Raw genomic sequence first — 19,548 nt, forward strand, 5'->3', positions numbered from 1 at the left:
AATGCGGGGGCGAGGGGTCATTCGGCGAGAGCGCGGAGGCGGGCGGCCTCGTCGGCCTCGATCGCCGAGCGGACGATCGGCTCGAGCGCGCCGTCGAGCACCCGGTCGAGGTCGTACGCCTTGTACCCGGTGCGGTGGTCGCTGATCCGGTTCTCCGGGTAGTTGTAGGTGCGGATGCGCTCCGAGCGGTCGACCGTGCGCACCTGGCTGCGGCGCGCGGCGGACGCCTCGGCCTCCGCCGCCTCCTGCTGCGCGGCGAGCAGGCGCGCGCGCAGGACGCGGAGGGCGGCCTCACGGTTCTGCAGCTGGCTCTTCTCGTTCTGCATCGAGACGACGATCCCGGTCGGCAGGTGGGTGATGCGCACCGCGGAGTCCGTCGTGTTGACGCTCTGGCCGCCCGGGCCGGAGGAGCGGAAGACGTCGATCTTCAGGTCGTTCGGGTCGATCGTCACCTCCTCGGGCTCGTCGACCTCCGGGAACACGAGCACGCCGACGGCCGAGGTGTGGATGCGGCCCTGCGTCTCCGTCTTCGGCACGCGCTGCACGCGGTGCACGCCGCCCTCGTACTTGAGGTGCGCCCACACGCCCTCGGCGGGGTCGTTCGACGACCCCTTCACGGCGACCTGGACGTCCTTGTAGCCGCCGAGGTCGCTCTCGGTGCGCTCGAGCAGCTCCGTCCGCCAGCCCTTCGACTCGGCGTAGTGGAGGTACATGCGCAGGAGGTCCGCGGCGAAGAGCGCGGACTCCTCCCCGCCCTCCCCCGCCTTGATCTCGAGGATGACGTCGCGCCCGTCGTCGGGGTCGCGCGGGATCAGGAGGCCCTGCAGCCGGTCGGCCGCGGCGGTCTCCGCGAGCTCGAGGTCCGGGATCTCCGCGGCGAACGCGGGGTCCTCCTGCGCCAGCTCCCGCGCGGCGGCCAGGTCGTCGCGGTACTGGCGGTAGGCGTCCCAGGCGCCGACGATCTGGCCGAGCTCGGCGTACCGGCGGCCGACGCGCCGGGCGCGGCCGGCGTCCGCGTGCAGCTCCGGGTCCGCGAGCTGCCGCTCGAGGTCCGCGTGCTCCGCGACGAGCGGGGCGACGGACGCGAAGCGGTCGTCCGTCTCCCCGGTCACTTCGCGCTCGGCAGCGACTTCTGCATCTGGACGAGGAACTCCACGTTGGTGCTCGTCTCGCGCAGCTTGCTCGTGACGACGTCGAGCGCCTCCTGCGGCGTGTGGTTCGCGATCGCGCGCCGCAGCTGCCAGGTGATCTTGACCTCGTCCGGCCCCATCAGCATCTCCTCGCGGCGGGTGCCGGAGCGGGTGATGTCGATGGCGGGGAAGATCCGCTTGTCGGCGAGGGCGCCGGACAGCACGATCTCCGAGTTCGCCGCGCCGACGAACTCGGCGAGGATCGCCTCATCGGCGGCCGAACCGGTCTCCACGTGCGCGGCGGCGAGGATCGTGAGCGAGCCGCCGTTCTCGATGTTGCGCGCGGCGCCGAAGAACTGCTTCGCGGGCAGCAGGGCCGCCGCGTCGATGCCGCCGGCGAGCGTGCGGCCGGACTGGTGCGCCGTCTGGTTGAAGGCGCGGCCGAGCCGCGTGATCGAGTCGAGCAGGATGACGACGTCGTAGCCGAGCTCGACGAGGCGCTTCGCGCGCTCGACGGCGAGATCCGCGACCGTGGTCTGGTCCTCGGCCGGGCGGTCGAACGTCGAGGCGATGACCTCGCCCTTCACGGTGCGCTGCATCTCCGTGACGTCCTCGGGACGCTCGTCCACGAGCACCACCATGAGGTGGACCTCGGGGTTGTTCTTCGTGATCGCGTTCGCGACCGCCTGCAGCAGCAGCGTCGTGCCGGCGCGGGGCGGCGCGACGACGAGGCCGCGCTGGCCCTTGCCGATCGGGGCGACGAGGTCGATGACGCGGGCGGTGAGCTTGTTCGACTCGGTCTCGAGGCGGAGCCGCTCGGCCGGGTAGAGCGGCGTCAGCTGCTCGAACTCGAGGCGGCCCTCGGCGTCAGCGACCGGCAGGCCGTTGATCGAGTCGACCTTGACGAGCGCGTTGTACTTCTGTCGGCTCGGCTGCTCGTTCTCGGGGATCTGGCGGATGGCGCCGACGACCGCGTCGCCGCGGCGCAGGTGGTACTTCTTCACCTGGCCGAGGGAGACGTAGACGTCGTTCGTGCCGGAGAGGTAGCCGGACGTGCGGACGAACGCGTAGTTGTCGAGCACGTCGAGGATGCCGGCGATCGGGATGAGCACGTCGTCGTCGCGCACCTCCGGCTCGTCCCAGTCGTTGCCCTGTCCGCGTCGCTTGCGGTCGCGGTAGCGGCCACGACGGCCCTCGCCGTCCTGCTGACCCTGCTGGTTCTGGCCGTTCTGCTGACCCTGACCGTTCTGCTGGCCCTGGGCGCCCTGCTGCTCCTTGGCGGGCTGCTCCTGCTTGACCGGCTCGGCCTTCGCCGGCTCCTCGGCCTTCGGCTGCGCCTCGGTCTTCTGCGCGTCACCGTTCTGCTGCTGGCCGTTCTGACCGCCGCGGCCACGACCACGCCCGCGACCCCGACGACCGCCGGTGCGCTCGCCCTCGGCGGGCTGCTCGTCGCCGCCCTCCTGGGCGCCCTCGCCCTGCTCGCCGCGCTGCAGCGCCTGCAGGTCCTCGGCGATGCCGGTCAGCCCGGCGTTCACGTGGTTCGCGGCCGACCGCGGTTGCGCCGTGCCGGAGCGCTCGGCGAGCTCGTCGGGGATCTCCGCGCCGCCCTCGGCCTCATCGACTCGGACGGTCTCGCTCGATCGCGCGGGCGCGTCCGTCGACGCCTCGGGGGCAGCGTCCACCGACTCGGCGGCGTCGGTCGACTCGGTGTGCGGCTCGACCGGCTCGACCTGGGCCACGCCGGACTCGTCGACCGGGGTCGGCTCGCCCGCGGCGACCGTCTCGGTCTGCTCGGCCGGGACCTCCGCGGCGGGCAGCGGCTGCTCGTCCGGCGTGCTCTGCTCGGGAGCGGCCTCGGCGCCGCCCTCGGCCGTGCCGGCGGGGACGTCGACCGCGTCCTCCGCCGGCGTCTCCGGCAGGACAGCGCCCTGCTGCTCGGTCTCCGCGCCGTCGGCGGGCGTCTGCGCCTCGTCCGTCCCGGTCGGGTTGTCGTACTGCTCGTCGATCGCGTCCACGAGGATGCCCTTTCGCATGGTGGAGGTGTTGCCGATGCCGAGGGTGCTCGCGAGCCGCCGCAGCTCGTCGACGCGCATGGCGTTCAGACGGCTTCGGGAGAGCCGCGGCACGGCGGTGCCCTCGGCTCGAGGTCGCGGTTCGACGTCGGTCACGGTGATGTGCTGGTCCTTACGGCCCGTGCGGGGCGGACGGGCGGAACCCGTGCCCCTGGGTGTTCACCGAGGGCGGGAGTCCGCTCCCCGGGTGAGGCTGACCCGGCCTCAGATGCGGCCGGAGGCGGTCCAAGCGCGCCGTCAGGAGTGGGCGCGCAGGGATGCCTGGTGAGTCTCGAGCGTAGCACCCTTGATGTCGACGGCCGGGAGGAGGGCGCTCCACCGCTGCTCGGCGTTCGCCATCACGAGGTCCGCCGCAGCGAGCCGCTGCGAGGGATCGCTGGCCAGCACGAGGATCGAGGGCCCCGCGCCGGAGACGACCGCCGCGTGCCCCGCCGCGCGGAGGAGGGTGATGAGGCGGTCGGTCTCCGGCATCGCGCTCGCGCGGTACGACTGGTGGAGGCGGTCCTCCGTGGCCGTGCTCAGCAGCTCCGGCGACTGGATGAGCGCCGCGATGAGCAGCGTCGACCGCGACACGTTGAAGATCGCGTCGGCGTGCGGCACGTGCTCCGGCTGGAGACTCCGGGCGAGCGCCGTCGACATCGTCTGCTCCGGCACGAGCACGAGCGGCGAGACGCTGCGGTGCGGCAGGAGGCGCTTGTGCTGCGGGCCGTCCTGGCCCGTCCAGGCGATGGTGAGGCCACCGAACAGGGCGGGCGCGACGTTGTCGGGGTGGCCCTCCATCGCGGTCGCGATGCCGAGCAGGCGGTCGCCGTCGAGGTCGACGACGCCCTCGAGGAGCCCCTTCGCGGCCACGATCCCGGAGACGACGGCGGCGCCGGAGGAGCCGAGGCCGCGGCCGTGCGGGATCGTGTTGCGCGCGACGAGGTCGAGCCCGGGCGGCTCCTCCCCCACCTCGGTGAACACGCGGAGGATCGCCTGCGCGACGAGGTTGCGCTCGTCCGTCGGCACCTCGCCCGCGCCGACGCCGTGCACCTCGACGCGGACGCCGGGCTCATCGGAGGCCGTGACCATCAGCTGGTCGTAGACGCTGAGGGCGAGGCCGAGCGTGTCGAAGCCGGGCCCGAGGTTCGCGGTCGTCGCGGGGACCTCCACGACGACCCGGCGCCCGGCGGGGACCTTCGACGTCACGTGAGGCCCAGGGTGCCGGCGACGGCCGCGGCGTCCACGGGGACGACGGTCGGCTTCGCCTCCTCGCCCCCCGGTCCCTTCAGCGCCCACTGCGGGTCCTTGAGCCCGTGACCCGTGACCGTGAGGACGACGGTCGCGCCGGCGGGGACGGCCCCGGCCTCGGCGCGCTCGAGGAGGCCGGCGACGCTGATGGCGGAGGCGGGCTCGACGAAGATCCCGACCTCGGCGGAGAGGATGCGGTGCGCCTCGAGGATCTTCTCGTCGCTGATCGCGCCGAAGTATCCGTCGCTGTCCTCGCGTGCGGCGATCGCCAGCTGCCACGACGCGGGGTTGCCGATCCGGATCGCGGAGGCGATGGTCTCCGGGTGCCGCACCACGTGGCCGTCCACGATCGGCGCGGAGCCGGCCGCCTGGAAGCCGAACATGCGGGGCAGCTTCGTGGTCGCACCGCGCTCGAGGTCCTCGCGGTAGCCGCGGTGGTAGGCCGTGTAGTTGCCCGCGTTGCCGACGGGGACGAAGTGGAAGTCGGGGGCGTCGCCGAGGACCTCCGCGACCTCGAACGCCGCCGTCTTCTGGCCCTCGATGCGATCGTTGTTGACCGAGTTGACGAGGTGCACGGGGTACTGCGCCGCGAGCTCGCGGGCGAGGTCGAGGCAGTCGTCGAAGTTGCCCTGCACCTGCAGCAGCTGCGCGTCGTGGGCGATCGCCTGCGACAGCTTGCCGAGCGCGATCTTGCCCTCCGGCACGAGCACGGCGGCGGTGATGCCGGCGTGGGTGGCGTAGGCCGCCGCGGAGGCGGAGGTGTTGCCGGTCGAGGCGCAGATGACGGCCTTCGCGCCGTGCTCGACGGCCTTCGAGATCGCCATCGTCATGCCGCGGTCCTTGAAGGAGCCCGTCGGGTTCATCCCCTCGAACTTGACGTACACCTTCGCGCCGGTGCGGCGGGAGAGCGCGGGAGCCTCGATGAGCGGCGTGCCGCCCTCGCCGAGGGTCACGATCGGCGTCGCGTCGCTGACGTCGAGCCGGTCGGCGTACTCGCGGATGACCCCGCGCCACTGGTGGGACGTGCGGAGAGCGGTCGTCATGGTCCTCATTCGCCTTCGATGCGCAGCACGCCCGCGACGGCGTCGACCTCGGGCGCGTCGCCCAGGGCCGTCACGACGGCCGACAGCGCCGACTCCGGCGCTCGGTGCGTGCCGATCACCAGGGTAGCGGTGCCGCCGGTCGCGGCCTTCGTCTGCTGCGCGGTCTCGATCGAGACGCCGTGCTCCGCGACGATCGTCGCGAGGTGCGCGAGCACGCCCGGCTCGTCCCGAACGGTCAACGACACCTGGTAGCGGCTCGTGACGAGGCCGGGGTCGATGACGGGCAGACCCGAGGAGGGCGGCGCGGCGAGCCCGGGGCCGCCGATCACGTGGCGGCGGGCGGCGGACACGAGGTCGCCGAGCACCGCGGACGCCGTCTCGGGGCCGCCGGCGCCCGCCCCGTAGAACATGAGGTCGCCGGCGGACTCCGCTTCGACGAACACCGCGTTGTTCGCGCCGCGCACGGAGGCGAGCGGGTGGCGCCGCGGCAGCAGGGCCGGGTGCACGCGGGCGCTGACCGCCTCCACGCCGTCCGGGCCGGTGAGCCGCTCGCAGATCGCGAGCAGCTTGACGACATGACCCGTCTCGCGCGCGGCCCGGATCTGCTCGATGCTCACGCGCTCGATGCCCTCGACCGGGACGGAGGCGAGCGGGACGCGGGTGTGGAACGCGAGGCCGGCGAGGATCGCGGCCTTCTGCGCCGCATCGGTGCCGCTCACGTCGCCGGACGGGTCGGCCTCCGCGTAGCCGCGGCGGGTCGCCTCGGCGAGCGCCTCGTCGAAGGTGTCGTCGTGCTCGTCCATGCGGTCGAGGACGAAGTTCGTCGTGCCGTTGACGACGCCGAGGATCCGGCGCACGTCGTCGCCGGCGAGGCTGTCCCGGAGCGGCCGGATGATCGGGATCGCGCCGCCGACCGCCGCCTCGTAGTTCAGCTGCGCGCCGACCCGCTCGGCCGCGGCGAACAGCTCGCTGCCGTGGGTCGCGAGCAGCGCCTTGTTGCCGGTCACCACGTCGGCGCCGCTCTCGAGGGCGAGGAGGACGAGCTCCCGCGCCCGGTCGGTGCCGCCGATGAGCTCGACGACGATGTGCGCGCCGAGCACGAGGCTCTCCGCGTCCGTCGTCAGCAGCTCCTTCGGCAGCGACGGCTGCCGCACGGCGGTGAGGTCGCGGACGGCGACGCCGGCGAGCACGAGCGGGGCGCCGACGCGCGACTCGAGCTCCGCAGCGCGCGAGAGCAGCTGGTGCGCCACCTCGGCGCCGACGGTGCCGGCGCCGAGCACGGCGACGCGGATCGGGAGGGCTCCCGGGGTCATTCGGTCTCCTCGAGGCCCGCATCGCGGGCGAACAGGTCGGCCAGGGTCTCACGGGTGATGAGCACCCGCTCCGCGCCGTCGGCGACCGCGACGACGGGCGGCCGGGTGATCAGGTTGTAGTTGCTGGCGAGGCTGTGGTGGTACGCGCCCGTCGCCGGGACGGCCAGGAGGTCGCCGCGGCCCGCATCGGCGGGCAGCAGGTCCGCCTGCACGACGACGTCGCCGGACTCGCAGTGCCTGCCGACGACGCGCACGAGCACCGGGTCGGCCGAGGACCGGCGGTTCGCGAGGCGCACCTCGTACTCGGCACCGTAGAGCGCGGTGCGGGCGTTGTCGCTCATGCCGCCGTCCACGGAGACGTAGCGCCGGACGGCCGGTCCCTCGTCCGTCTGCAGCTCCACGTCCTTCACCGTGCCCGCGGTGTAGACGGTGACGCCGGCGGGGCCGACGATCCAGCGCCCCGGTTCGATCGCGAGGTCCGGGACCGGGATGCCGAGCTCCGCGCAGGTGGCGGCGACCGTGCCGACGATGCCGATCGCGAGGTCCTCGACGGGGACCGCCTCCTGGTCCGCCGTGTAGGCGATGCCGAAGCCGCCGCCGAGGTTCAGCTCGGGCACCTCGCCGCCCTGCAGGAGCGCGCGGTGGACGGTGAGGAGGCGGCGGGCGGCCTCCGCGAACCCGCCGACGCCGAGGATCTGCGAGCCGATGTGGCTGTGGAGGCCGAGGAGGCGCAGCTCCGGGCGCGCGCGGATCGCCTGGACGATCGCCGGCACCTGGGTCAGCGCGACGCCGAACTTCTGGTCCTCCCGCGCGGTGGCGAGGTACTCATGGGTGGAGGCGTGGACGCCGCTGTTCACGCGGAGGCGCACGCCCTGCACGGTGCCCGCGCGCCGGGCGGTGACGGCGACGCGCTCGACCTCCTCGGCGCTGTCGAGCACGATCGAGCCGATGCCGGCCTCGACCGCGGTGGCGAGCTCGTCGTCGGACTTGTCGTTGCCGTGCAGGCCGAGCCGGGCGGCCGGGACGCCGGCCGCGAGCGCGAGGGCGAGCTCGCCGCCCGTGGCGACGTCGATGCGGAGGCCGGCGTCGCGCATCCACCGCGCGACGTGCGACGAGAGGAACGCCTTCGCGGCGTAGTAGACGTGCACCTGCGCGCCGAGCGGCCGGGCCGCGCCGCGGAACGCCGCGACGACGCGATCCGCGCGACCGCGGACCTCCGCCTCGTCGAGCACGTAGAGCGGGGTGCCGTGCCGGGCCGCGAGGTCGGCCAGCGCGACGCCCCCGACCTCGATGGCGCCGTCGTCGTCACGGCGCGCGCTGGCGGGCCAGACGTGGGCCGGGAGCGCCTGCGGGTCGCCGGCGGCGGCGAGCCGGGCGGGCGCGAGCGGGTTCGGGGTCACGGGAGTGGGGCCTTCGTCGGTCGATCGATCGAGTTCAGGCGAGCGGACCCGGAGTGGCCCCTGAAGCCGCTGGGATCCTACCGAACCCCCTCCCCGCCCGGGATCGCCCCGTCACGAGCGCAGACTTGCCACTTGCCGCCCTTCCGCGGGCCGCGCACGGGCACCTGGTGGCAAGCCCGCGTCATCAGCCGGGCTTGGAGGCGCGGACTTGCCGCTTGCCGCCCTTCCGCGGGCCGCGCACGGGCATCTGGTGGCAAGCCCGCGTCACGAGGCCGCGCCGGGAGCGGCCGGGGTCAGCCGCAGGAGCCGGTCTGCGCCGAGTCGATGGCGTCGAGGTCCACACCGCGCGCCGCGAGGCCGACGACCGCCTCGCCCCGGCGGACGCCGACGCTCGTCACCTCGATGCCGCGCGGCAGGTACTCCGCCGCGCACACCGAGACGCCGTTCGGCAGCAGCTGCTGCACGATCGCGGTCGCCGGGATCGTGGCGGGCCCGGCGGTGAGCGTCGCGTCGGTCGGCCGGAGGTGCACGGTCTGCCCGGAGAGCGACGGCTTCAGCACGACGGCCACCTTGAGCGCGATGCCGAGGAACGTCCGCGACAGCGTGGTCGACACCGTGCCGTTCCCGAGCTGCGGGGTGGAGGCGCCGACGTTCCGCAGCGCCGGCACGCTCTTGAACGCCGCCTGCCCGACGGTGAACCGCGCCGTCGCCGAGTCGACCTTCCCGCCGTTCACCGGCAGCCCCGCCACGTGGACGGTCGCCGCCGCCGGCGCGCCCGCGACCTCCAGGCCTTTCGAGACGAGCGTCACGTCGTCGAACGAGCCGCGGAGGTACTGGACCAGCGCGGATCCCCCGCCGATCGTCGCCGTGACCTGCCCGGTCACGCCGCTTGGGAGGCTCTCGGAGACGCTCCGCTCGATCTGCGCCTCCGCGGTGCTGCGGAAGATCCGGTCGCCGACGACGAACGCGATCGCGGCGAGGATCACCAGCACGATCAGGGTGATCAGCAGGCCGACGAGCACGCGCCGTCGCCGGTTCCGACGGCGGACGGCCGTCTGCACCGGGATCGGCTTCGTGGGCGGATCCTGGCGCGCTCCGAGAGAAGGCCGCGCGGAGTCCGTCACATGCGCTCCGGCGCACTCACCCCGAGCAGGCCGAGGCCGTTCCGCAGCACCTGCGCCACGGCGTCGTTCAGCACGAGCCGGGTGCGGTGGACGTCCTCCACCGGCTCCCCGGCGACCGGGATCACGCGACAGCTGTCGTACCAGCGGTGGTAGGCGCCGGCCAGCTGCTCGAGGTAGCGGGCGACGCGGTGGGGCTCGCGCAGGGTCGCGGCGCGCTCGACGGTGCGCGGGAACTGCTCGAGCTCGCCGAGCAGGTCGTTCTCCGTCGGGTGCACGAGCAGCGCCGGGTCGAACGCGTCCCCGCCGTCGTGCTCGCGGGTCACGTCGGCCTCCGCCGCCTTCCGCGCGACCGAGCGCGTGCGGGCGTGGGCGTATTGCACGTAGAAGACGGGGTTGTCGTTCGTGCGTCGGCGCAGCTGCTCGCCGTCGAGGTCGAGCGGGGTGTCCGCCGGGTACCGAGCGAGCCAGTACCGGAGGCTGTCCGTCCCGAGCCAGTCGAGGAGGTCGACGAGCTCGACGATGTTCCCGGCGCGCTTCGAGAGCCGAGCCCCGTTCACCTTCACCGTCTGGCCGATCAGCACCGTGACCGAGTCGGGGTCGTCGCCCGCGGCAGCGGCGAGCGCCTTGAGCCGGCCGATGTAGCCGTGGTGATCCGCGCCGAGCAGGTAGACCTTCTCGTCGTAGCCGCGGTCGCGCTTGTCGAGGTAGTAGGCGGCGTCCGCGGCGAAGTAGGTCGTCTCGCCGTTGCTGCGGACGAGCACGCGGTCCTTGTCGTCGCCGAAGTCGCTCGTACGGAGCCAGACGGCGCCCTCGGACTCGAACACGCGACCCTGCGCGCGGAGCCGCTCGACGGCGACGTCGATGGGCGAGGGCCCCTCGGTGTCGTCGTGCAGCGTGCGCTCGCTGAACCAGACGTCGAAGTGGACGTTGAAGTCCTCCAGCGACCGCTGGATCTCGGCGAGCTGGCGCTTGTAGCCGAAGTCCTTCGCGAGGGTCCGCGCGACGTCCGTCGGCAGCTGCGTCAGCTCGGGGTTCTCGGCGACCAGCTCGGCGGCGAGATCGGCGATGTACTGGCCGGGGTAGCCGCCCTCCGGCGTCGGCTCCCCCTTCGCCGCGGCGAGCACGCTGTCGCCGAAGTGGTCCATCTGGCTGCCGGCGTCGTTGATGTAGTACTCGTCGACCACGGTCGCGCCGGAGGCGCGCAGCACCCGTGAGATCGCGTCGCCGAGCGCGGCCCAGCGCGTGTGCGCGAGGTGCAGCGGCCCGGTCGGGTTCGCGGAGACGAACTCCATGTTCACGGAGCGGCCGGCCAGCGAGTCGCCGCGCCCGTAGGCCTCCCCCTCCGACACGATGCGGGCGGCGAGCGCGCCCGCGCTGGCCGCCTCGAGCGTGATGTTGATGAAGCCGGGGCCGGCGACGTCGACCGCGGCGACCCCGTCGAGGGAGCCCAGGCCGGAGGCGAGCTCCTGCGCGAGGTCGCGCGGCGGCACGCCGATCTGCTTGGCCACACGCATCGCGACGGTGCTCGTCCAGTCGCCGTGCTCGCGTGAACGGGGGCGCTCGAGCACGATCTGGTCGTCGGAGAGGGACAGGTCGGCCCCGCGTCGCGCGGCGGCCGACCGCACGAGATCGCCCACGGCGACCTGGAGCTCGGCCGGAGTCATGGTCGACGAGCCTACCGGCGCCCAGAGCGGCGGATCCGCCGCGCCGACGAGCCGCACGGGCCGCGCGCGACCCCGTTGCTACGGTACGGCTGCCCCTCGGACGGGGGTCACGGAAGCGATGGGAGGCACCCCCATGACGACGATCCGCCGCACGGCTCAGATCGCCGCCGCACTGCTGGCGCTCGCCGCGCTCGCCGGATGCACCTCCAATCCCGTCGCCGCCAGGCCGATCACGGCGGCCCCGACCGCGGCCGCCAGCACCCCGGCCGTGGCGACGCCGACGACGCCGCCGCCGACGCAGGTCGCCGCGGACGCGACGCCGGTGCGGCTCAAGTGCCACACGCTCGTCCCGACCGCGGTCGTGCAGAACCTCGACCCCGCCTTCACCACCGTGAAGGGCTGGGAGCCGGACGCCGGCAGCCCCTCCGCGCGACTGGAGGACCTGAAGGGCACGACCTGCGCCTGGACGACCTCCGCGGGCGACCTGCTCGAGGTCTCCGTCGCGAAGCCGTCCGCGAAGGACGCGACGGCGCTCAAGGACGACCTCGTGCTCCGCAGCCAGTCCGTGCCGACGTTCGGCGGGGAGGCCTACTTCCAGGTCGTCGACCACGTCGGGCAGGCGGACGTGTTCCGCGGCCGCACCTGGCTGTTCCTCCGCTCGAACAAGTTCTTCGAGCCCGGCGACGCGTCCGCGATCGTCGCCGCGGCGCTCGACGCGCTCGGGTACGGCCCGAAGCCGACCGAGACGCCGACGCCCGGCGCGACGCCGCTGCCGACGGCGACCGCCACCGCCGGCTGATCGCCGCGGGCTCCGGCAGGGTCCTCGAGTCCGTCAGCAGGAAGCAGGCGCTGCAGCAGGAACCAGGAGCGCTCCGGTTCCTGCTGCAGCGCCTCGTTCCTGCGATCGTGCTCAGCGCAGCCGGACGAGGTGCGTCACGTCGTCCGCGGGCAGGTCGTCGACCACGGCCGTGACCGTCAGCGACGTCAGGTCGACGAGGCCGCCGATGGTGGTGAGGAACGCGGTGTCCGCCGCGTCCCGCCCCGTCGCGATGCGGAGGAGGGTCGAGCGGGGCGCGAGCGCGGTCGCGTCGACGACGTGCCAGGCGTCCTCCACGTACGCCTCCGCGACCGCATGGAAGTCCATGGGGTCGAGGCCGGGCGCGTAGACCGCGACGAGCCGCGCCGGCACGTCGAGCGCACGGAGCAGCGCCACGACGAGGTGGGCGTAGTCGCGGCACACGCCCTGCCGCGCGAGCAGCGTCTCGGTCGCCCCGTCCGTCGGCTTGCTCGACCCGGGGATGTAGCTGAGCTGCGATCCGACCCAGGAGGACACCGCGTCGAGGAGCGCCTTCCCGGACAGCCCGGCGAACTCCGCCTGGGCGGTCGGCAGCAGCTGGTCCGACTCGCAGTACCGGCTCGGGCGGCGGTAGGCGATGAGGTCGAGCTCCTCCACCGGCGCGGGCACCGCGGTCCCCTCGACGGTCGCGTCGTAGCGGACGCTCACCGTGCCCGTCCCCGCGTGCGCGAGGTGGAGGCGCGTGCCCGTCGCCTCCGTCAGCTCCTGCAGCGGCAGCGGTGCGCCGTCCAGCTCGACGGTCAGCGTCTCGTCGATCGAAAGACCCGGCAGCGGCGTCGCGGACACCGCCATCACGAGGTCGGAGGCGGATCGGACCTCGAGGTCCATGGCGGCGGAGACCGTGCGTCGCATGCAAGAACCCTGACACGTCCCCGAACCCGGGCATAGGGGGACGCCGCTTCGGCTTGGGGACCGGCATGGCAGTTCAGAACATCTCCACCATCGGTCTCATCGGCGCAGGCAACATCGGCGGGCAGCTCGCGCGCCTCGCAGTGCAGCACGGCTACCGCGTCGTGATCAGCAACTCCCGCGGCCCGGAGACCCTCGGCGACCTCGTCGCGGAGCTCGGCAGCGGCGCGACCGCGGGCACGGCGGAGGAGGCGGCCGAGGCGGGCGACGTGGTGGTCGTCACCATCCCGCTCAAGAACATCGACACCGTGCCGGTCGCGCCCCTCGAGGGCAAGATCGTGATCGACACGAACAACTACTACCCGCAGCGCGACGGGCAGATCGCCCGTCTCGACGCGAACGAGGCCACCACCGCCGGCCTGCTGCAGGAGCACTTGCCGTCGTCGAAGGTCGTCAAGGCGTTCAACCACATCATGTCGGGGGACCTGACCACGAAGAACGCGCCCTCCGGCACGGCCGGGCGGCGAGCGCTCGCGGTCTACGGCGACGACGCGGCCGCCCGCGCGACGGTCGAGGCGATCATCGACGAGTTCGGCTTCGACACGGTCGACGGCGGCCCGCTCGCGGACAGCTGGCGCATCGAGCGCGACCAGCCGGGCTACGTCCAGCCCGACGACAAGGCCGGTCTCGAGCGGCACCTGGCCGCAGCGACGCACGACAAGAACTGACCCGCTGTCCTTCGCGCGGTCGCCGTGGCTTCGCGCGGTAGGAATGCGAACCGCGTGAAGCCACGCGTACCGCGCGTCGTGGTCGGCGTGACGGGACGCCCGGGCTGCTAGCCTTGGGCGTCCCACTGGCCCCCATAGCTCAGGGGATAGAGCACTGCCCTCCGGAGGCAGGGGCGCAAGTTCGAATCTTGCTGGGGGCGCGCCCCGAATGAGGCCCGTGATCAGGGTGTGAACCTGATCACGGGCCTCCACCTTTTCCCCGCAGCGGTCATGTCGCAACGAAATGGCAACGGACTCTTGCGACAGCGCGCGATCCAGTGCGGTCGAGACCGCATCGAGGTCGGTGTCGAACAGGTCGAGTAGACGTCGAGGGTTTCCGAACTCACTGGGGCGCGCACGCCGTTGAAGACCTACACCATCCACGCCCGGATCACCCGCGAAGGCTTCGCGGCGGCCAGACCTCGTGTCTCAACTCACTGTCCGTGGGACGCCCCGCTGCCGTCCGGGATGGCCGAGCTTCCTGGCCGCATGATGAGGCCGTCTGGGCGCGGCCGTACTCTCCGCGGATGGTCCACGTCATCGTTTCAGGCGCCCTCTTCGACGGACACCGTGTTCTGCTCGGACACCGAACCACCACGCGGCGGGACCACCCGAACTCCTGGTCTCTGCTCGGCGGACACGTCGAGCCCGGCGAGGAGCCGACTGCCGCACTCGTCCGCGAGCTCCGAGAGGAGCTCGGAGCCGGCGCCGACGTGCACGGCTCACCAGCCCTCCGAATCGAACGCGACCCCACCACCGACAGCGGCGTGATCCAAGACGTCTGGGTGATCCGCGCGTGGCGCGGACAACCACACACCCTCGCAGGGGACGAGCACGACGAACTGCGATGGGTTTCAGCAGCAGAACTGGGACAGCTGAATCTCGCGCACGACGAGCACGCGCAACTCCTCCGGGAACTCCTGCCGGCCGGCTGACGGCAGACATCTCGCGTCCCTGCTTACGGACGTTCCACTCCGCCGCATCGAGACATGACGGGAAGCCACTTCACTGATAGGGCCGACGCGACCTGTTCATCGCCGCGAGTATTCGAGACTTGACCACGAACAGAAGTACTGCGATCGCGCTGGCGAGCACCAGCGTCCACCAGATCCAGGCCTGCGCACGACTTCCAACTGCGGCGGCTACAGCCGCCAAGGCCACAAGGAGCGACACGTACAGCAGCACCGTCGCCCCGGCGTTGAGGACGAGCAATCGCGTGGGCACCGCGCGCCGAGAATTCAACGTCCCGAATCGTTGCGCTCGAACACGACTCTGATTCCAAACAAGCACCGCCACGACCACGACTAGCCCGACGGCCGGGAATGACCAGGCCACAGCTGTCATCGCGCCATCGTCTCAGATCGCCTGGCCGCGAGACGTCGACTCGAAGGTGAGCGGACGCGCCGGCGTCCCGTCGTTCGTCATGCGCTTCGCGTCTACCGGATGTCAGGCGACTCGTCGCACTTGCGTTCGTGCCACGCGGTCGTAGGGCGTGAGGCCGGACCCTATGAACAACGTGACGAGGTACACGATCGGAAGCGCGTAGGCCGCGCCGGTGAGCGCCCACACCCAAGGCGGTGTGGGCATCCGATCACTCGACTCGAGCACGATCGCGTAGACGGCTGCGTGGCCGAGCAGCCATGGGACACCGACCTTCAGCGCGTTCCGAAGCAGCCCCTGCGCGTACGTCGGCCTGCCGGTCGGTCCGGACACCCGCAACCGCAAAATGCGCTTGCCCGGCGTCGCCGCGCTACGCCGCGATTCGAACTCGGCCGCCGCGATGACAACGGGGAGCACGATGACCATCGCGGCAATCGCGTTCAAAGCGAGGACCCCGCCCGGGCGCAGCACTCCAGCCAGATACAGCGGCACTCCGACGGCGGCCGTCGCCCCGACCCACACCGAGATGCAGAGCCAATCGATCAACCACGCAGCGATCCGCCGCACAGCTCCCCCCATGGCTGAACCGTAGCGACGAGACGCACCCGCGCAGCGCCCCGCAGGCAGCACGACTGCGGGTGGCCCCCGACACCTACGCATGGGACTTCTCATCTGCCTGCTGCCGAGACAGGTGCGATCGCTGTGATCAGACTGGTGCGATGACAGGCGTGGTCGACGAGGACGTCGCATGGATCCGTCGTGCGACCGCGGTCGGCGGAACGCTCCGATCAGCGATCCCTGGAGGATTCGACGTCTACGGCCTCCTCGATGTCTCCGAGGCACGCCCGACTGAGGACGCTCTGCTCCGTGCTGTTGCTCCCGAACCCAGCACGGAGCTGATCGCCGGGTGGATCGATCGCGGGCCCTACCCGCCGCATCCTGGCGACGAGCATGTCCTCTACTCGGGATGGCGCTACCGGTTCCAACGAATCGAGAGCGCTTGCCTCTTCGGGTTGCCCGCAGAGGGCGAGGGCGGCTTCCCCGACCTGCTGTTCCCAGACGACCGCTCGTGGCTCATCTCTCTCCTCTGGGACGACTCGTGGAGGAGCGTCGGGGCCAGCCACGAGGTGGCCGACCGGATCACGAGCGCGGTGCCGTCGTTCGAGCGAGTCGAGCCTGATCGATCGATCGCGGAAACAGGTCGCGACGTCCGGTGAGCGCCCGGACCTTCATCCGCCGGTCTCGGCCTCGGTCCCCCTCCCCTGCGCCTGAGGCGGGACGACGAGATGCGAGGCGCTGCGAGACTGTGGACATGGTCATCGGCGGCGGCTCAGACTTCCCGGCCGTCGATCCCCGCTTCGATGTACGCCCGGCCCATCTCTTCAGCGGCGATGCCCAGTTCGGTGTCGCCCGCCGCGATGGTGTAGCGGAACGTTCCGGGGGCGATGACGGACGCAGGACCCGTTGCGAACTCCCGCTTGCCGCCGTCGTGAGCAGTCGGTGCTGCTCTCGTCGAGAGCGAGCTGGACGCGGGTCCGCCGGCGGTGGGACCGGGCCGGTGCGTCGTGTCCGTCACGGGGGCGGGCGCTCGGCCGACACCCGCGACCCAGACGCCGAGGAGCGCCGCGAGAACGACCGCTGCTGCTCCGGCCAGGACCACGAGGCGCCTGTTCCGTCTCCCCGCAGGAGCGCTGCCCGGCTCCGTCCGCTCGCCGGCCGCCGCGGAGGACTCGGCCTGCTGCGCGTCCTGCCGGGAGACGAGGTGCCGCTGGTAGCGATCGAGGTCGTGAGCGGAAGCTCGAGGGGCGTACAGCGCCGCGCGGAGCCGCCGCTCTTCCACCTCGAACGCGGAGGTCTCCGCCTCGTCGTCCCCGCCCATCAGTGCGCTCCTCGCCGCGTTCCCGCGTTGCCCGCGAACACTTCTCCCGTCTCCCGCACGATCGCACGACCGTCGTCGCCGAGCACGCCGAGCACGCCGAGCACGGTGACAGCGGTCGACGCCGTCCCGGTCGACGCGTCCCGGGCGCGGTCGAGCGCGGTGCGCTCGCCGTGCGCACGGGGACACGACGTCCGACGCCGAGGGGGTCAGGTCGTGAGGGCTCTGCGTCGCTCGTGGAGGATCAGTCGGAACACGGTCTCATCGTCGAGCGCTCGAGTGAGCACGATCGCTCCCTGCACGACGGCCACGGTCTCCAACGCCGCGGCTCGGGCATCGGGGTTGCCGGCTGCGGTGAGCGCCGAAGCCAGAGCGTCGACCCAGTGGGCGAAGAAGCCGTCGACCGCGGCGGCGAAGCGTGTCCGTTCGCGCCCGATCGCGAATAGGCCCTGCAGGCATGCACGGCGGCCGGATCGGAAGTACGCGTCCGTCGCGTCGAACATCGTCATGATCGCGGCTGCAGCGGCCGGCCGGTCCTCCGAGGCGGCTGCGCGCAGGGGCGCGAAGACGTGGACCTGGAACCAGGCGCCGATCTCATCGAGCACGGCCCGAGCCATCTCCTCCTTCCCACCGGGGAAGAAGTTGTACAGGCTGCCGCGGCCGAGGCCGCTGGCGGCCTGCAGCAGCGACATGCTGGCGCCCTCGTAGCCGTGCTCGCGGAAGGCCTCAGCGAGGACCGGGATGACCGCGTCCCGGGTCGTGGGAGCCTTCGCCACCGCTCAGATCCCGAGCTCGGTCAGTCCGGGGTGCCCGGCCGGGCGCGGGCCGAGCGGCCAGTGGAAGAGCCGGTCGGACTCGACGATCGGCACGTCGTTGATGGCGGCGAGGCGACGGCGCATCAGACCGTGCTCGTCGAACTCCCAGTTCTCGTTGCCGAACGAGCGGAACCACTGCCCGCTGCGATCGCGGGACTCGTACACGAACCGGACCGCGATGCGGTCGTCGCCGAACGCCCAGACCTCCTTGATGAGCCGGTACTCCAGCTCCCGCTGCCACTTGTCGGTCAGGAGCTCCACGATCTGCTCGCGGCCCGTGACGAACCGGTCTCGGTTGCGCCACCGACTGTCCGGCGTGTACGCGAACGACACGCGTTCGGGATTACGCGTGTTCCAGACGTCCTCGGCCGCCCGCGCTTTCTGCGCGGCGGTCTCAGCGGTGAACGGCGGAAGCGGGGGTCGGTTCTCCACGGGTGATCTCCTGTCCACCGGCGGTCGACTTGACCGTTCGGTACAAGAAGCGTGCTGTACCGGACGGTCAAATGCAAGTCGCCCCGGTCTCGCAGCGCGGCCGCCTCCACCGAGAACTCGGGAGCGCCGGGCGAGGCGGACGGCATCGGCATGACATCGAGATGAACCCGTCGCCCGCAGCGCCCTGGATTCCGGAGGATCGCGCGGCGGAGGGCCTCGACGACGGCTACCGTCGGAGCATCAGGGGAGCGGCGCTCGTGGGCGCCCCAGCCGGGTTCGACTCCTGGGCTCTCCACCACGACCGCCGGGTTCCGATCGCTCGGCGAAGCGGCCGCTCGGGCTCCTCGGTGCGCTCGAAGGCACGCTCACGTCCTCGAGCCGTCCCTTCGTCGACGAGCCGACAAGTGCTCCCGGACGGCGGTACGGGCCCGCGATCGTCCGCGGCTCCGTCGCGCCACGGTCGCACAGCCCGCATGCACCACCCCGGAGCGCGATCACCCCCTCCGGGCCGGTCGCAGCCCCCGCGCCGTCAGCGGTCGACGTCGCACTCAGCGCTGGACAGGCTCCTCGCCTCTGACCGCGGCCACACCCTGCGATCGGCGCCGATCCATCCACGTGACCACCGCGGTGTGGGGCGTGGTCAGCGCGGCGATGAGCAGCAGGTAGGTCCCGAGGTCGGCGCTCCGCAGCACCAGGGCGAGCGCCGCGAGCAGCACCACGGCGCACGCCGTCAGCGGCGCGGCGTCGCGGAGGAAGCGACCGAACGACCGCAGGAGGTGCCCGCGCTGCAGTGCCGCTCGCCCTCCGTCCGTGAGGAGCTCGAGCCGAACGATGTGCCGCACCGCGTGCCAGAACGTGAAGTACAGCCCGACCGCCAGCACCGGCGGCACGACGAGGAAGAAGATCGCGAGCACCGTGATCTCGCCCACGGCGGGAGCCGGGCGACCGCCAGCGCGGCGACGCACCACCAGATGCGCGGTGATCAGGGCGACGAGCACCAGCGCTGCCGTCAAACGGATCACGGGCGACTCGAGCAGCGCGCCAGCAGGAGCGCTCCGCGCACCGAGGAGGCCCGTGGTCCCGCGGAGGACCGCTGCGTACTCGCGCGCGTGCAGGAGCAGCGGTCCGAGCATCGGCAGCGCACCCCGCACGAGCACGGTCAGCGCCGCGTCGGTGCGGGAAGGCGGCGCGTCGCCGAGTGCTCGATCGAGCCACAGGTCGCCCTGCCCCCAGTGGAACCAGGTGACGAGGATGAACAGGGTGAAGCCGGCGACGGGCAGCACGATCCAGACCGCCGCGGTCGCCGCGCCGAGCACGGCGTAGAGGAGGACCACCGACGCGATCGACCGGCGACGACTGATGCCCGGGTCGAGCCGCGCCGGTACGAGGTGGTCCAGCGCACCGTGCGGGAGGCCGAAGAGCAGCACGCTCACCGCGAACGGGACCACCTGCACGGGCTCCGGGACGGCGATGCCCGCGACGTCCAGCAGCGCCACGAGCACCGCGACGGCGGCGAACGCCGCGGTCGTCGGCTGGAACAGACGGCGCCGGAGCACGTCCGGGGCTGTCATGTCGGCCGGTGCGTCCACCGCCGGTC

At 72.5% G+C, this 19,548-nt stretch carries 19 protein-coding genes and 1 tRNA gene; 5 read left to right on the forward strand and 15 right to left on the reverse strand.

What is annotated here, in order from left to right; genetic code table 11:
• Nucleotides 1-17: 17 nt before the first annotated feature.
• The 8 genes from prfA to argS all read right to left on the reverse strand — a co-directional run bounded on the left by prfA (nt 18) and on the right by argS (nt 10,976).
• Nucleotides 18-1,112: a peptide chain release factor 1 gene (prfA, locus tag CLV52_RS14215; protein ID WP_133767028.1), complete on the reverse strand. Its 1,095-nt coding sequence runs from the start codon at nt 1,110-1,112 to the stop codon at nt 18-20.
• Nucleotides 1,109-3,223, reverse strand: coding sequence for a transcription termination factor Rho (gene rho, locus CLV52_RS14220; RefSeq protein ID WP_133767429.1), 2,115 nt, complete (start codon nt 3,221-3,223; stop codon nt 1,109-1,111). The genes prfA and rho overlap by 4 nt, the downstream gene beginning before the upstream one ends.
• A gap of 216 nt (nt 3,224-3,439) precedes the next feature.
• Entirely contained in the window at nt 3,440-4,390 is a 951-nt protein-coding gene (gene thrB / locus CLV52_RS14225; RefSeq protein ID WP_133767029.1) for a homoserine kinase, read from the reverse strand.
• The gene (gene thrC, locus CLV52_RS14230; protein ID WP_133767030.1) at nt 4,387-5,475 is read right to left on the reverse strand and encodes a threonine synthase; all 1,089 of its coding nucleotides are present in this window, start codon (nt 5,473-5,475) and stop codon (nt 4,387-4,389) included. Before thrC ends, thrB begins: the two co-directional genes overlap by 4 nt.
• A 5-nt stretch (nt 5,476-5,480) precedes the next feature.
• Nucleotides 5,481-6,788: a homoserine dehydrogenase gene (locus CLV52_RS14235; RefSeq protein WP_133767031.1), complete on the reverse strand. Its 1,308-nt coding sequence runs from the start codon at nt 6,786-6,788 to the stop codon at nt 5,481-5,483.
• Nucleotides 6,785-8,188, reverse strand: a complete 1,404-nt coding sequence (gene lysA / locus CLV52_RS14240) for a diaminopimelate decarboxylase (RefSeq protein WP_133767032.1) — start codon at nt 8,186-8,188, stop codon at nt 6,785-6,787. The genes CLV52_RS14235 and lysA overlap by 4 nt, the downstream gene beginning before the upstream one ends.
• 293 nt (nt 8,189-8,481) lie before the next feature.
• Complete coding sequence (locus CLV52_RS14245; RefSeq protein WP_133767033.1) at nt 8,482-9,249, reverse strand: LmeA family phospholipid-binding protein; 768 nt, start codon at nt 9,247-9,249, stop codon at nt 8,482-8,484.
• 59 nt (nt 9,250-9,308) lie between these two features.
• Nucleotides 9,309-10,976, reverse strand: a complete 1,668-nt coding sequence (gene argS / locus CLV52_RS14250) for an arginine--tRNA ligase (protein ID WP_133767034.1) — start codon at nt 10,974-10,976, stop codon at nt 9,309-9,311.
• Between the two features lie 133 nt (nt 10,977-11,109).
• On the opposite strand from argS, the gene CLV52_RS14255 reads away from it, so the two are divergent.
• Nucleotides 11,110-11,775 carry a hypothetical protein gene (locus CLV52_RS14255; protein WP_133767035.1) on the forward strand — a complete coding sequence of 222 codons (666 nt, stop codon included), beginning with the start codon at nt 11,110-11,112 and terminating at the stop codon, nt 11,773-11,775.
• 111 nt (nt 11,776-11,886) lie between these two features.
• On the opposite strand, the gene CLV52_RS14260 is transcribed toward CLV52_RS14255, so the two are convergent.
• Nucleotides 11,887-12,684, reverse strand: coding sequence for a transglutaminase-like domain-containing protein (locus CLV52_RS14260; RefSeq protein ID WP_133767036.1), 798 nt, complete (start codon nt 12,682-12,684; stop codon nt 11,887-11,889).
• Nucleotides 12,685-12,764: 80 nt separating this feature from the next.
• On the opposite strand from CLV52_RS14260, the gene CLV52_RS14265 reads away from it, so the two are divergent.
• From CLV52_RS14265 to CLV52_RS14275, 3 genes are all read left to right on the forward strand, one after another.
• A complete protein-coding gene (locus tag CLV52_RS14265) occupies nt 12,765-13,409 on the forward strand; it encodes an NADPH-dependent F420 reductase (protein WP_133767430.1) in 645 nt (214 codons plus the stop codon).
• Between the two features lie 128 nt (nt 13,410-13,537).
• Nucleotides 13,538-13,609 (forward strand) — tRNA-Arg (locus CLV52_RS14270).
• Between the two features lie 366 nt (nt 13,610-13,975).
• Nucleotides 13,976-14,383 carry an NUDIX hydrolase gene (locus CLV52_RS14275; protein ID WP_133767037.1) on the forward strand — a complete coding sequence of 136 codons (408 nt, stop codon included), beginning with the start codon at nt 13,976-13,978 and terminating at the stop codon, nt 14,381-14,383.
• A gap of 70 nt (nt 14,384-14,453) precedes the next feature.
• On the opposite strand, the gene CLV52_RS14280 is transcribed toward CLV52_RS14275, so the two are convergent.
• Together CLV52_RS14280 and CLV52_RS14285 are read right to left on the reverse strand one after the other, a co-directional pair.
• Nucleotides 14,454-14,792, reverse strand: a complete 339-nt coding sequence (locus tag CLV52_RS14280; protein WP_133767038.1) for a hypothetical protein — start codon at nt 14,790-14,792, stop codon at nt 14,454-14,456.
• Nucleotides 14,793-14,894: 102 nt separating this feature from the next.
• Nucleotides 14,895-15,407: an RDD family protein gene (locus CLV52_RS14285; protein ID WP_133767039.1), complete on the reverse strand. Its 513-nt coding sequence runs from the start codon at nt 15,405-15,407 to the stop codon at nt 14,895-14,897.
• Between the two features lie 149 nt (nt 15,408-15,556).
• On the opposite strand from CLV52_RS14285, the gene CLV52_RS14290 reads away from it, so the two are divergent.
• Entirely contained in the window at nt 15,557-16,045 is a 489-nt protein-coding gene (locus CLV52_RS14290; RefSeq protein ID WP_133767040.1) for a hypothetical protein, read from the forward strand.
• A gap of 113 nt (nt 16,046-16,158) precedes the next feature.
• On the opposite strand, the gene CLV52_RS14295 is transcribed toward CLV52_RS14290, so the two are convergent.
• The 4 genes from CLV52_RS14295 to CLV52_RS14310 all read right to left on the reverse strand — a co-directional run bounded on the left by CLV52_RS14295 (nt 16,159) and on the right by CLV52_RS14310 (nt 19,522).
• Nucleotides 16,159-16,707, reverse strand: coding sequence for a hypothetical protein (locus CLV52_RS14295; RefSeq protein WP_133767041.1), 549 nt, complete (start codon nt 16,705-16,707; stop codon nt 16,159-16,161).
• 206 nt (nt 16,708-16,913) lie between these two features.
• Nucleotides 16,914-17,480 carry a TetR/AcrR family transcriptional regulator gene (locus CLV52_RS14300; RefSeq protein WP_211342712.1) on the reverse strand — a complete coding sequence of 189 codons (567 nt, stop codon included), beginning with the start codon at nt 17,478-17,480 and terminating at the stop codon, nt 16,914-16,916.
• Nucleotides 17,481-17,483: 3 nt separating this feature from the next.
• Nucleotides 17,484-17,951, reverse strand: coding sequence for a nuclear transport factor 2 family protein (locus tag CLV52_RS14305; RefSeq protein WP_133767042.1), 468 nt, complete (start codon nt 17,949-17,951; stop codon nt 17,484-17,486).
• A 548-nt stretch (nt 17,952-18,499) separates the two neighbouring features.
• Entirely contained in the window at nt 18,500-19,522 is a 1,023-nt protein-coding gene (locus CLV52_RS14310; RefSeq protein ID WP_133767043.1) for a Brp/Blh family beta-carotene 15,15'-dioxygenase, read from the reverse strand.
• Nucleotides 19,523-19,548 lie beyond the last annotated feature (26 nt).

The sequence above is a fragment of the Amnibacterium kyonggiense genome, from assembly GCF_004364555.1.
GTDB classification, from domain to species: Bacteria; Actinomycetota; Actinomycetes; order Actinomycetales; family Microbacteriaceae; genus Amnibacterium; species Amnibacterium kyonggiense.